This is a genomic window from Gluconobacter albidus (genome assembly GCF_002723915.1).
In the GTDB taxonomy this organism is placed as follows: domain Bacteria; phylum Pseudomonadota; class Alphaproteobacteria; order Acetobacterales; family Acetobacteraceae; genus Gluconobacter; species Gluconobacter albidus.
Map to the genome: position 1 here is coordinate 261,373 of NZ_BEWL01000002.1, position 12,703 is coordinate 274,075.

At 48.0% G+C, this 12,703-nt stretch carries 12 protein-coding genes; 7 read left to right on the forward strand and 5 right to left on the reverse strand.

Translation table 11 applies throughout. The annotated features are described in order from the left end of the window. Nucleotides 1–124 precede the first annotated feature (124 nt). The 6 genes from fliF to GAL01_RS04185 all read left to right on the forward strand — a co-directional run bounded on the left by fliF (nucleotide 125) and on the right by GAL01_RS04185 (nucleotide 6,991). Entirely contained in the window at nucleotides 125–1,804 is a 1,680-nt protein-coding gene (gene fliF, locus GAL01_RS04160; protein WP_062028043.1) for a flagellar basal-body MS-ring/collar protein FliF, read from the forward strand. Then, the gene (locus GAL01_RS04165) at nucleotides 1,801–2,814 is read left to right on the forward strand and encodes a flagellar motor switch protein FliG (protein WP_082790632.1); all 1,014 of its coding nucleotides are present in this window, start codon (nucleotides 1,801–1,803) and stop codon (nucleotides 2,812–2,814) included. The genes fliF and GAL01_RS04165 overlap by 4 nt, the downstream gene beginning before the upstream one ends. Next, nucleotides 2,814–3,491, forward strand: coding sequence for a hypothetical protein (locus tag GAL01_RS04170; protein ID WP_062028047.1), 678 nt, complete (start codon nucleotides 2,814–2,816; stop codon nucleotides 3,489–3,491). Before GAL01_RS04165 ends, GAL01_RS04170 begins: the two co-directional genes overlap by 1 nt. Before the next feature lie 16 nt (nucleotides 3,492–3,507). Beyond that, on the forward strand, nucleotides 3,508–3,801 hold the full coding sequence (gene fliN, locus GAL01_RS04175; protein ID WP_373317657.1) for a flagellar motor switch protein FliN: 294 nt from the start codon (nucleotides 3,508–3,510) through the stop codon (nucleotides 3,799–3,801). Between the two features lie 38 nt (nucleotides 3,802–3,839). Further along, nucleotides 3,840–5,975 carry a flagellar biosynthesis protein FlhA gene (flhA, locus tag GAL01_RS04180; protein ID WP_082790633.1) on the forward strand — a complete coding sequence of 712 codons (2,136 nt, stop codon included), beginning with the start codon at nucleotides 3,840–3,842 and terminating at the stop codon, nucleotides 5,973–5,975. Nucleotides 5,976–6,232: 257 nt separating this feature from the next. Beyond that, nucleotides 6,233–6,991 carry an NAD kinase gene (locus tag GAL01_RS04185; protein WP_062028050.1) on the forward strand — a complete coding sequence of 253 codons (759 nt, stop codon included), beginning with the start codon at nucleotides 6,233–6,235 and terminating at the stop codon, nucleotides 6,989–6,991. Between the two features lie 2 nt (nucleotides 6,992–6,993). Here GAL01_RS04185 and GAL01_RS04190 read toward each other — a convergent pair whose 3' ends face one another. The 3 genes from GAL01_RS04190 to GAL01_RS04200 are packed head-to-tail and all read right to left on the reverse strand — an operon-like array spanning nucleotide 6,994 to nucleotide 9,407. Continuing rightward, complete coding sequence (locus GAL01_RS04190; RefSeq protein WP_062028052.1) at nucleotides 6,994–7,926, reverse strand: 2-hydroxyacid dehydrogenase; 933 nt, start codon at nucleotides 7,924–7,926, stop codon at nucleotides 6,994–6,996. A 30-nt stretch (nucleotides 7,927–7,956) separates the two neighbouring features. After that, on the reverse strand, nucleotides 7,957–8,430 hold the full coding sequence (locus GAL01_RS04195) for a low molecular weight protein-tyrosine-phosphatase (protein ID WP_062028053.1): 474 nt from the start codon (nucleotides 8,428–8,430) through the stop codon (nucleotides 7,957–7,959). Continuing rightward, nucleotides 8,427–9,407: an AEC family transporter gene (locus GAL01_RS04200; protein WP_062028054.1), complete on the reverse strand. Its 981-nt coding sequence runs from the start codon at nucleotides 9,405–9,407 to the stop codon at nucleotides 8,427–8,429. Before GAL01_RS04200 ends, GAL01_RS04195 begins: the two co-directional genes overlap by 4 nt. A gap of 162 nt (nucleotides 9,408–9,569) precedes the next feature. Here GAL01_RS04200 and GAL01_RS04205 point away from each other — a divergent pair, with 162 nt between their 5' ends. Then, a complete protein-coding gene (locus GAL01_RS04205) occupies nucleotides 9,570–9,881 on the forward strand; it encodes a hypothetical protein (protein ID WP_062028056.1) in 312 nt (103 codons plus the stop codon). A gap of 20 nt (nucleotides 9,882–9,901) precedes the next feature. Here the strand turns inward: GAL01_RS04205 and acs are convergent, their stop codons facing one another. Together acs and GAL01_RS15645 are read right to left on the reverse strand one after the other, a co-directional pair. Continuing rightward, nucleotides 9,902–11,809, reverse strand: a complete 1,908-nt coding sequence (gene acs / locus GAL01_RS04210; RefSeq protein WP_062028058.1) for an acetate--CoA ligase — start codon at nucleotides 11,807–11,809, stop codon at nucleotides 9,902–9,904. A 223-nt stretch (nucleotides 11,810–12,032) separates the two neighbouring features. Next, nucleotides 12,033–12,173 carry a hypothetical protein gene (locus GAL01_RS15645; protein WP_156476371.1) on the reverse strand — a complete coding sequence of 47 codons (141 nt, stop codon included), beginning with the start codon at nucleotides 12,171–12,173 and terminating at the stop codon, nucleotides 12,033–12,035. Nucleotides 12,174–12,703: the final 530 nt, after the last annotated feature.

Here is a 12,703-nt window from a genome sequence, read left to right on the forward strand (position 1 = left end):
ACAATGGAGTTTGTCGAAAAGTAAAGTTTTAGGAACAGATTCGCATGTGGGCAGGGCAGGGAGGTTTTTCTGACAGTAATCGCAACGATTACGATTCTCTGAAAAATTGGAAAGAGAGCAATCAGTGAAAGCTCTTCTGGAAAACCTCAAGCAGCTCGGCCTCCCACGTCTGGCAGCTCTTGGTGGCGTTGGCGTCTCAATGCTGATCCTGTTGGGCGTGTTGGTCATGCATGGCATCAATGCCACTAATGGTCTCTTGTATCGTGATCTGGAGCCCCATGAAGCTGGTGAAATTGTAGACCAACTCTCAAAAGCCCATATCAAATATCGTCTTCAGGATCAGGGTAGTACGATCATGGTACCTGATGATGATGTCGCGCGTGCCAGGCTACTTCTCGCTAAGGGAGGTTTACCGTCTGGAGGTTCAGTTGGATATGAGATTTTTGACAAGGGTAACAGCTTCACCGCAACTCAATTCGAACAGACTATTAATGAAACCCGCGCCCTTGAAGGAGAGCTGGAAAGATCCATTCGCCTTATTCATGGGGTGCAGAATGCCAGAGTGCACCTTGTATTGCGTCATAGGGAACTTTTTTCAACAGATGAGCAGAACGCTCAGGCGAGCGTACTTCTTTCCATGGATGGCGGCCGCCGCCTTGAGGAAGAAAATATTGCCGCAGTTGTTAACCTCGTTGCCGCCGCAGTTCCCGGATTGGATGCACACAATATCTCGTTGATCGATAATCGTGGCCACGTCCTGCTCAAGCAAGGAGAAGGAAGCGTAAATGGTGGTCAGTCCTTAGAAGAGCAGCGTCAGGTATTTGAACAGCGCATCGCACACGAAGTTGAGGATCTGTTGGGATCATCGCTTGGCCCTGGGCACGTTCGTGTAGAAGCGAATGTTACCATGAACAATGATCACGTTCGGGAAACACAGGAAAATTACGATCCTGATCAGCAGGTTTTACGCTCTCAGCAAACTAAAAGCGAAAAGAATATTAATACTCAGGGCTCCGCTAATACGACAGTTTCAAATAATCTTCCTAATGCGAATGCAGGACAGCAGCAGAACGGGAGCCAGAGCAATAGGCAGGAGCAGACAAACAATTATGAGATTGGTAAAACAGTACGTACTTTAATTCAGGACCAACCTCGTATTGCACGTATCAGCATGGCAGTGATGGTCGATGGCATCACTCAAGCTGATGGAAAAGGTCATTCGTCTTGGCAGCCGCGCAATGAAGAAGAGCTGGCTCGTCTAACAGCGTTGACTAAAAGCGCAGTTGGCTTCGATCAGGGGCGCGGGGACGTGGTAACTGTCATGTCCATGAAATTTACCGATATGGAAACTGAAATGCGGCCCGAGGTTTTCAGATGGGGAAAATTTTTCACTCACTCAAATCAAATGGAAGCCGTAAGATTTAGTCTATTCGCTTTTTGTCTTGTAATGGTATTATTTTTTGTTGTTCGACCTTTATTGAAACCAGTCGGGGATAATAAGCCTGAAAGGCTTCTTGCCCCTTCAATTTCTGGGGCTGGGTCCCAATCTCTATCCTCAACCTCCCAAGCCGCGCTTTACCTCCCCGATAATCAGTCGGATAGACAAAAATTACCACTGCTTGCAGTTTCCGATGGGGAAAGAGACTTGGTTGATGAAGAAACTGTTTCTGTTAATGGAGTGCAAGGCAGAATTAGAGCATCATCCGTACAAAAAGTCATAGATCTCGTAGAAACACACCCTGCAGAAAGTATTTCTTTAGTGAGAGGCTGGTTAATGCCTGCCCAGGAAGGAGCATCGAGATAATGGATATGGAAAAAAATATCTCAGGTGTGCAGAAGGCTGCCATCTTGATGATGGCGCTGGGTGAAGAAAATTGCTCTAGGTTATTTGAACAAATGCATGAGGAAGAAATCAGAGAAGTTTCTTCAGCAATGGCTCAGCTTGGTATTATATCATCAAATATCGTGGAAAAAGTATGTCATGAATTCAGCCAAGGTTTAGGAACTGCTGAAGGAGTGGTTGGGGATCTTGAAAGTACAGAAAAACTTCTCAAGAATGCGCTTCCCGCCAATAGAGCAGCGGCGATTATGGAAGAAATTCGCGGTCCTGCGGGCCGGACAATGTGGGATAAATTAGGGAATGTACCAGAAGCTGTACTTGCTAATTACTTAAAAAACGAATATCCGCAAACAGTATCGGTCATCTTGAGTAGAATAAAACCTTCTCATTCAGCTAAAGTGTTGGCACTTTTTCCGGAAGAATTCTCTCTAGATATTATGATGAGAATGCTAAAAACAGAAACGATACAAAAAAGCGTAATCCAGAGCATCGAAAAAACTTTGAGGTTAGAATTCGTTTCTAACCTGCCTCGAGGGGTAAATCGTAATAGCCACGAAGTATTAGCTGATATATTTAATAATTTTGATAGAAGGCTCGAAAATCGTTTTATGACTGCTTTGGAGCAACGTAGCCAAGAAGATGCTGAACAAATTAAGAGCCTCATGTTTACGTTTGAAGAACTTGTGAATCTGTCTGGAGAGGGTTTGATAACGTTGTTGAATCAAATTCCTCGGGAAAGTCTGCCATTAGCACTGAAAGGTGCAAGTGATAGGCTGCGTCAAGCATTTCTGGCATCTATGTCTGATCGGGCAGGGCGTATTCTGTTGGATGAAATTGAAGATCTTGGTCCTGTCCGAGTGAAGGACGTTGATATAGCACAAAATGAAATTCTCATCGTTGCTAAAGATTTGGTGGATCGTGGAGAGATCGATCTGATTGATCAAGAACAGCCAGGAAATGAAATGATCGTTTGATGGCTAAGCAATCTTTGGAAACGCAAAAAAAAATAGGAAATTTATATGCTGAGGATTTTGAAGAAATAGAAAATAAAAAAAATAATACGTTAGAGGATCAATCTATATCTCCAGTTTTAGAAAAAGAAAATGTAATTTCTCAAGATATTTTAAATGAATACTATAATAAAGGCTTTCAGGATGGATTAAAGAAAGGAAAAAAAGAATACGATATAGAAAAAGAAAAAATTAACACAGAAAAGGAATTAAAAAATTATTTCATATCCGAAATTTCATCCATAGAGAAGAAAATTCAAAATCAAGAAAACAAATTTTATCATGAAGTAGCATTTGCAGTGCTGACCTGTATACAAGCTGTGTTTCCTAATTTATTCGTTAAATATGGAATGGAGGAATCGGAAATTATTTTACAAAAATTGTATCCACTAATAAATAAAAATAATAATTTTAAATTAAGTTCTTCTAAAGAATTTTTCATTAAAATAGAAAAGTTATTGCCGGATTTCTTTAAAGAAAGATTAAATTTTAGATTAGATGAAACATTGGAAAATGGAGATTTTGAGATTTATTGGGATTTTGGGGCGTTGTCGCGGAATGCAAATAAATATATGGAAAAAATAACTTCTGAAATCATGCTTGCTTGTCAGAAAGGGAATAGAAAAAATGCTGGAGAATGATAAAAAAAACTTTGAGATGGAAGGAGAAGACTTTTTCTCTCCTGATGTTTCCGAAGTTAAATTACCTAATGACTTAGAGGCTATTTACGATGTTCCGGTAGCTATAAGCGTAGTGTTGGGTAGGTCCGCAATGCCTATAAACCAGCTATTGAGATTGGGACGTGGAGCAGTTGTCGAGTTGGATCGTAAAATTGGTGATCCCATTGATATACTTGTTAATAACCGTCTAATTGCAAGAGGAGAAGTGGTCATGGTAGATGAAACGCGTTTAGGCGTTACAATGACTGAAATTGTTAAGTCAGAAAAATAAAATTGTAATCGTCTTTATTTTTGGAAACTTAGAAGAAAATGAATAGTATTAATTATAATTTTTCTTCTGCATTGAAGGATATTTTTGATAAATTTAATATAAATTCGAAATTATCCTCTTTTAAGAGATTTTTCCCCGGATCTGATGTCGGTCTGGCACTGTCTGTTGCGGCATTGCTTTCTATACTTGTTTTGCCGTTACCTACATTTGTTTTGGATATTGGATTATCTCTCTCAGTTACATCATCAATATTGGTTTTGATGGTGGCATTATTTTTAAATAAGCCTTTAGATTTTACGTCCTTCCCAACCTTGTTGCTGCTGACAACATTGCTGCGTCTTTCTTTGGAAGTGGCAACAACACGTCTGATTTTGAGTCACGGCTATGAAGGAACATATGCTGCAGGTCATGTCGTTGCAGCTTTTGGCGGATTTCTCATGGGGGGAGATGTCGCTATCGGCGCTATATTATTTTCTATTCTTCTTGTTGTTAACTTTATGGTTATTACAAAGGGATCAGGAAGAATTGCGGAGGTAGCGGCTCGATTCTCTTTGGACTCCATGCCTGGAAAACAAATGGCAATTGACGCCGAGTTGTCTTCAGGAGCCATCACTGATGTTGTTGCTAGAAAAAAACGAAAAGAACTTGAAGAAGAAAGCGGTTTTTACGGAGCAATGGATGGAGCCGCGAAATTTGTTCGTGGAGATGCTATCGCCAGTTTGATAATAACAGCTATTAATATTGTTGGCGGGTTAACAATAGGCATTATTCGTCATGGTATGTCTATATCAGATGCCGCTACCGCATTTACAACATTAACGATCGGTGATGGGCTAGTGTCCCAGATACCAGCGCTTTTGGTCTCTACGGCCTCCGGTATTGTAGTAACAAAAGGAGGGACTGAGGGGGGGGCAGATGTTGCTCTTGTCAGGCAATTAGGCGGAAATCCTAAGCCACTTGCTTTAGCTGCCGGTTGTTCATTGGTTTTAGCGCTGATGCCCGGATTGCCAACCTTTCCGTTTCTTTTCCTTGCAGTTTTATCAGCAATGGGAGCGTGGTTCAGGTATAATTCCCCTATTTCTAATAGCGATACAGAGGCGGACGCTATTGTAGTGCCTGAGACTACTGTTCAATCTGACGCACCAATTTCGGAAAGCCTTAAGGTTGATTTATTAAGATTGGAATTGGGCTTTAATTTGTTGGCGATAGCCAATGGAGAAAGCGCTCGTCTAACCGAAAAAATTAAAATATTACGAAGGAATATTGCTAGTGATATGGGCTTTGTACTGCCGCCCGTTCGCATTCAAGATAATTTAATTTTACCTCCTGATTATTATTCAGTTTGTATCAAAGAAATAGAAGTGGGGCGGGGTGAAATTAAAATTAACAAACTTTTGGCTATGAATCCTCAAGGAGGAGCGCCTAATATTGAAGGTGAAAAAACCAAAGAACCTGCCTTTGGCTTACCTGCATTGTGGATAGATCAAAATTTACGTGAAAATGCCATAATTCAAGGATATACTGTCGTAGATCCAGCAAGTGTTATTATTACTCATTTAACCGAGCTGGTTAAAGAGAACATGGCAGACCTTTTATCCTATTCTGAGACGCAAAAATTACTGGATGGCATGCCTAGAGATCAGCAGAAATTAGTCGCTGATCTTGTTCCTTCGCAGGTTTCTGTGAGTATTATTCAAAGAGTGTTACAGTCTCTTCTTGATGAAAAAGTTTCTATTAGAGACTTAACGGGTATCTTGGAGGCGATTCAAGAAGGTTACGGTCAAGGATTCAAAACAGTTGCAGCACTGGTCGCGCATGTTCGAATTAGATTGGCGCGTCAAATCAGCTCATCTGTGATGAATGCCCAAGGGTATATACCAGTGTTATCTCTTAGTCCCGAGTGGGAATTGGCTGCCTATGAGAGTTTGTCTGCTTCGATCGAAGAAAAACAAATTAATTTCTCGCCTTCCCAGATGCAAAGATTTGTTTCAAGTTTGAAGTATTCTTTTGAGTCCTCTTCGAAAGAAGGAAGGATACCAGTAATATTAACGTCTCGTAATCTTAGGCTTCCTCTGAGGCGTATAGTAGAGAGAATTCAGCCTGCCGTTAGTGTTTTATCTCAAGAAGAACTGTTTTCTAGGGCTAAAATCATAAATTCCGGGACTATATTGTAGTATAATTTAAGTTTATATTGTTTGCGAATGATTATATTTTATTTTTATTGGATTATTTTTACAATATAACTTTGGTATATTTTTTCTTGTCACATATTAATTTCTAAAAATTCCTGCTTCCCAGTGTTGAATGCCTTCTTGAGTTAGCTGAGTGCGGCGCCTGCTTCTCTCACTCCCATTTGGAAGCAAGAACCTGCTAAACTCTTTGCTGATGCGAGAGTGTTCCTAGCGGAAACCAGATTGATATGACTGCGAGTATGAAAATTCATTTTGTTGCCTCCTCTAACGACACTGCTCAGTTAGCTCTAGAGCGGCTTTCGCAGAGATATGGAAATTCCCAGATTCATAACGCTGATTTTGTTGTTTGTCTGGGGGGGGATGGCTTCATGCTTGAAGCGCTTCATAAGGTTCTGGATAGAAGTATTGCCATCTATGGAATGAATTACGGGACTGTTGGTTTTTTGATGAATGCTGCCAATGAAGAGGACCTGTTGCGTCGTCTTGAAAATGCTCAGCCTTCAGTTCTTCATCCTTTACACATGACTGCTACGACCGCTTCCGGGGCGGTTAGAAGCGCATTGGCGTTTAATGATGTTTTTCTTTTCAGACAAACGAGACAGACGTCCCGTATAAAAATTGAAATCGATGGCCGAACGCGTCTTGAAGAACTGATTTGCGATGGAATTATTGTTTCCACTCCTGCAGGTTCTACGGCCTATAATCTTTCTGCTCATGGACCTATTGTGCCGTTGAGCTCCAATATCCTTCCTCTCACGCCAATTTCCGCTTTTCGTCCCCGACGCTGGCGGGGGGCTCTTTTGCCGTCGACTGCTGTCGTAAAGCTCACACTTCTGGATACGGAAAAACGATCGACCGCGGCCGTAGCAGATTTCACAGAAATTCGGGATGTGGCCGAGGTCGTGGTGCGGGAAGACCGCAGCCGGAAGGCTACGATCCTGTTCGATCCTGATCACGGCCTTTCAGAGCGGATCATTGCCGAACAGTTTGTAGCTTGAGCTCAAATGACGGGAGTCAGGAGCTTTCCATCAGTGAAATAGGCGATCAGGTTCTCGACAACCAGATTGCCCATTGCTGTCCGGGTTTCTACGGTCGCTGAGGCTTGATGGGCTTGCAGAACAGTGTTCGGAAGAGCGAAAAAAGCAGGGTTGATGTTGGGTTCGTTCTGAAAAACGTCCAGACCGGCGCCAGCAATCCTTTTTTCCTTCAAGGCTACCAGAAGTGCTTCTTCATCTACTACTGTGCCTCGGGCGATATTGATCAGGACCCCATTTTTGCCCAAGCATGTCAGGACGTCGCCATTGATCATGTTTGCAGAACGTGGCCCTCCTGAGACTGCCAGGATCAGGACATCACACCACTCTGCAAGTGCTTTCAGATCTGGCTCGAAACGGTAAGCGGTTTCAGGTTTTGCATGGGAATTGAAATAGGCCACTTCCATGCCGAAAGCCGAGACACGTTTAGCAATGGCCTGTCCTATGTGGCCAAACCCAGCGATGCCAGCCTTTTTCTTTGTAAGACTACGGCTCAGGGGAAGGGGCGAATTGGGCCAGTTTCCCGCCCGGACGAACCGGTCATTGTTCACGACATCCCGCATCACCGTCATCATCAGAACAACGGCCATATCAGCTACATCATCTGTCAGGGTGCCCTGGGTCGTGGCAACGCGGATGTTTCTACGCTTTGCTTCCTGAAGATCAATGCGATCGGTCCCTACGCCATTGACAGAAACGACTTCAAGATTGGGCAGGGCGTTCATGATGGCGGCAGGAACACCTGAACCGCCTCCTGTCGTGATCCCGCGAATGACTGGAGCAACAACTTTCAGCTCTTCAAGTGACGTGTATGGATGGAGGTCAAAAAACTGTTCCAGCCGTTCTTTCATAAACGGGAGAATCGGATCAATTGTCAGAATGCCGGGTCTGGATGACATGAAATTCTCCGTTATTGATTTGCCGCACCATCAATCTTTGGGGTGCGGTCCTAGAGTAGCGTTTGCAAGTGCGACACAGGCGGCCTCGACGTCTTCCCAGGTTCGGATGAAGCCTTCTTCAGGTCCATAATAAGGATCAAGAACGTCCTGTCCGATTCGATTGGGAAGGTGGTCCAGCATCAGTGAAAGACGGGCCTTTGAATGACGCGGCTGCATTTTTCTGAGAGCTGTGAGGTGGGAACGGTCCAAGGCAATAATATGATCAAAACGGCTGAAATCCTGCTCTGTCACGAGGCGCGCGCGGAGCGGAGATGCGTCCAGCCCTTTCAGGGTCGCTATCGCACAGGCACGTGGATCCGGAGCCTCGCCCAGATTCCAGTGTCCTGTCCCCGCAGAGTCGATATCGAGGTTCAAGCCGCGTTCCCGCGCTTCCCGGCGCATGACGAGTTCAGCGAGAGGAGAGCGGCAGATGTTGCCCGTACAGACAAAAAGAAAACTGTTCATGCACCTGTCAGCCAAATGAAAAACGCCATGGTGAAGATTGAAGATAACGTCCCGAAGAACAGAACGGATGCAATTTCACGTTCCAGAACATGATATCGCATGGCGAGGATAACATTGATGGAGGCGCTGGGAATGGCCATCGTCAGGACGCTCTCCTGCAGTGCAGGCAGGGGCAGATGCCATAGCCGGGCCAGTGCATAAATGATGCCGGGAATGACAACGTTCCGGACACTGACAATGACCCCCACCAGAGGGCTGAACTTTACCTGACGGGTGAAAAGAACCACACCTGAGGCGAAGAGCGCCGCACCGCCTGTCGTACGTCCAAGAAGCTGAAGCGAGCCTTTGAGAAACTGGGGCAGGAAAGCCCCTGCACTGACTAGAACAAGAGCCATCATGGGCACCCACACCACGGGTTCGCGGCATGAATGTATCAGATGTCCGAACAGTTCGCGGAAATCATTGCGGGCTTCGCTGTCATTTCCAACGCGGTGGTTGCTGCCTCGGTCATGCCCCATCAGGATCAGTGTGATCGGGAGCTGAACCAGATTCATGGCCAAAGATGCGATTGAAATCGGCACGGAACTGGCAGGACCGAAAATCTGACCCAGAACGGGAATGCCAATGAAAGGGACGGATGGACCGGTTATGGTCATTGCGATCAGTGCCGCTTCCCCGAGGCGGCGTTTCAGGAGGCCGCGCAGGATGGCAAAGATCAGCCCATAGCCCCCAACCATGGCCAGCAGGATCAGGGCGGCAACGGGTCCTGCCGCCAGAACCTGGCCGCGCGGCGTGCTGAGGATGGAAACCAGCAGTTCCAGCGGAAGTGCATACAGCATGACCAGACGTGTCAGAACACCAGCCTGCTGGGCGTCAAAATCTTTTCGGTATGCCGCGAAATAGCCAAAGCCCAATGTCACGAGAATCGGGAGAATGGACTGAACGATCGTCAGCAGCAGGGCAGGCGAATTCGTCATAATTGACTCATGAAATCAGAAATCCGGTCAGGAAAAGATCACCTTTCGTAACGGTCACCCTCACATTCGTCTATCCCTGCTGCAGATGACAGTTGACCAAAGCCGCGGAGAATGGCTTTGTGGAGTGATCTTGTCCTCTTTCTGTCGGTGCTAGATTACGTGATGCAATCCATACTCGATACGTTGTGGGGTCTGATCCTTGGCCTGCTGGGCGTTGTGGTGGCCGGCGTGGCCATCATCGAGGTCATGGCCCGTTCCGTGCTGGGCAGTCTTGGAATACAGGGGCAGGTCCAGACGGTTCTGCTGTTTCTGCTTCTGGGTGGATTGATCCTGGGGGCGTTCCGAGTTTTTGGAAAACTGTTTGCCGTTCTGCTGGTGGCCGCGTTTTCCGTCTATTTCATGCATGTTGTCTTCGGCGTTCTGAGCGATGCGCTCATCCCGGTTCAGACATCGAGTGCAACGACTGATGTCTGAACCCCGCCAGTTCTGAACAGTCAGTCTTGGGGCGTCTGGATGATGCGGATCAGTGCTTCCACGATCTCGGGATCGGCGAGAGTGGACAGATCGCCAAACCCTTCAGTCTCGCCACAGGCGATCTTGCGGAGAAGACGCCGGACGCTTTTCCCCGAACGGGTCTTGGGAAGGTCCGGCACGACATGGATCCGCTCGGGCGCCGCATAGCGACCCACTTTCGACGTAATCGCTTTCGCCGCCCGGATGTGAAGATCGTCGGGCGCGTTATCGCGCGGGACGACGTAAACAACAATCCCCTGTCCTTTGAGGTCATGCGGGATGCCGATTGCAGCACTCTCCGCAATGGTCACTTCAGTCGCCAGCGCATCTTCGATTTCAGCAGAGCCGATCCGGTGTCCCGAGACATTGATGACGTCATCCACCCGCCCGGTAATCCAGTAATACCCGTCTTCGTCACGGCGTGCGCCGTCACCCGTGAAATAGTATCCCGGATAAGGCTGAAGATAGGTGCGCTCGAAAAGACCATCATCGTTCCAGATGGAGAGGGCGCGTCCAGGCCACGAACCCTTGAGGCAAAGCACGCCCTCTGTGGCGCCTTCCCGCAGCGTACCCTTTTCGTCCAGAAGAACAGGATGCACGCCGGGGAGGGGGAGCGTTGCTGAGGCAGGTTTTTCACGAACGGCCCCCGGAACGGGAGAAATCATGATGCCGCCGCTTTCAGTCTGCCACCAGGTGTCAACGAAAGCGCAGCGCCCGCCACCGACATGGTCATTGAACCAGGACCAAGCTTCCTGGCTGATCGGCTCGCCCACAGTCCCCAGAACACGTAGCGAAGACAGGTCGTAACGCTGCACGACAGCATCGCCTTCCCGCATAAGCGCACGGATGGCTGTCGGAGACGTATAGAACGTCGTGACCTTGTGATCCTGAATCACATTCCACCAGCGACCTGGCGCCGGAGAGGACGGCATGCCCTCGAACAACAGAACCGTCCCGCCGTTCAGCAAGGGCCCGTAAACGCCGTAAGTGTGGCCCGTGATCCAGCCGATATCGGCCGTGCACCAGAAAATGTCTCCGTCCTGATGATCAAACACCAGTTCATGCGTGTAGGATGCCCACACCAGATAACCACCGGTGCCATGCACGACGCCCTTGGGCTTGCCGGTGCTTCCCGAAGTGTAAAGCAGGAACAGCGGAGCCGAGGATGGCATGTTCTGAGGCGCGCAGTCAGGTGCGGCCTTTTCAAGAAGGGAGGCAAGCCATCTGTCCCGCCCAGGTTTCATACCGACCTCGTCGTCCGTCACGCCTACTACCAGGACAGCGTTGACGGCAAGGGTTTCCGGCCGGAGGTCGAGGGCCGCATCCAGTGTGGCCTTGAACGGAATCCTTTTGGCGCCCCGTCGCCCGACATTGGCTGTGATCACCAGAGCAGCACCGCTGTCAGCCAATCTGTCAGCAATGGCTTCGGGAGAAAACCCGCCGAAGAGAACCACATGGATCGCGCCAATCCGGGCACAGGCGAGCATGGCGATCAGGCCTTCAGGAACGGAAGGCAGATGAATGGCAACACGATCGCCTGCCTGAATGCCCTGATCCCGCAGGACATTCGCCATCCGGCAGACATGTTCGTAAAGGGTCTTATACGTGAAAGTCAGCACGCGTCCGGCGTCCTCAGCCTGCCAGACCAAGGCCTTCTGATCGCCGCGGGTTTCGAGGTGGCGGTCCAGGCAGTTGACGCTTGCATTGAGCATCCCACCGGCAAACCAGCTCTGCTTCTCGCACTGGGCGTGCGTCGGCGCGGTGTTCCAGGACAGTCTCTCGCTTTCACGCTTCCAGTAAAGTTCGGGCCCGGCAGTCGCCCGTTCCACCAGAGCGCTATAATCCGTCGGTGTCAGGCGGAACGAATGAGAGTGAGAAGAGGAGGGCATGAACCTGAAACCTTACGCACAAAAAGCAGATGCCACAGAGCAGGCTGCTGTTATATATTTGGCTTACAGGTTCTAAAACAGGGAGAATTTCTGCCTTCTTGCAGAAAAGCCCCCAAGGGATGGTGGTGTCCGCGAGAGGATTCGAACCTCCGGCCCCAGGATTCTTACCACTTCGGCTTTCACCGCCATGCCGCGAAGCATGTTCGTGGTCTGGACTGTCTCTTCACCACGACTGCGGAAACCGCAGCCAAGGTGTTGCCCGTACAGTCTCTACACCTTCGTTCCAGCGCACCGGAACGCTTGGCTCGGGATTGGCACGATCGAGACGATCAGAGCGTTCCCCGAATTTGAGCAAATCCACCATGCGGTTTCCCATCATGGCGCCCAATTCAAAACCTTAGGAATCCTGTGCTCTATCCTGCTGAGCTACGCGGACAAACCATCAAAATCATATAGTGGGTATGCTGTTTCTGCAACCATGTCTGTTTTATCTTCAGGGAAGAAGTATCATCACGACCCCCCTCAGCGATGCGTTATGAGAGGCTGGACAATCGGAGCGGTCATGAGATTGGTGTGCGGTTAAAGAGAGAATGACGGCGTTTGTTTAGGCTATCTAAACCTTTTGCGGGTATTCTTGGAGGCGGTGCTTCTGCTACGGCCTTGCACCATGCCTCTTTCCTGCCAAGGGGGAGGGGATCCGTTTTTTCTGGTAGTCCAAATCCTGGGTAGGATAGAGCGCATCCGCGTCTGGCATCCTACAGATATCTCTCTTGACTAAGGGGTTGTGCAGGTTTGACAGGTTTAAGAATGGCCATGATCTGCGTTGCTTGCGGCGATATATTGAAGCGGTTTGATGGTTCTGTGCTTTCGGCAACGGGGCGCTGACCGTGGGGA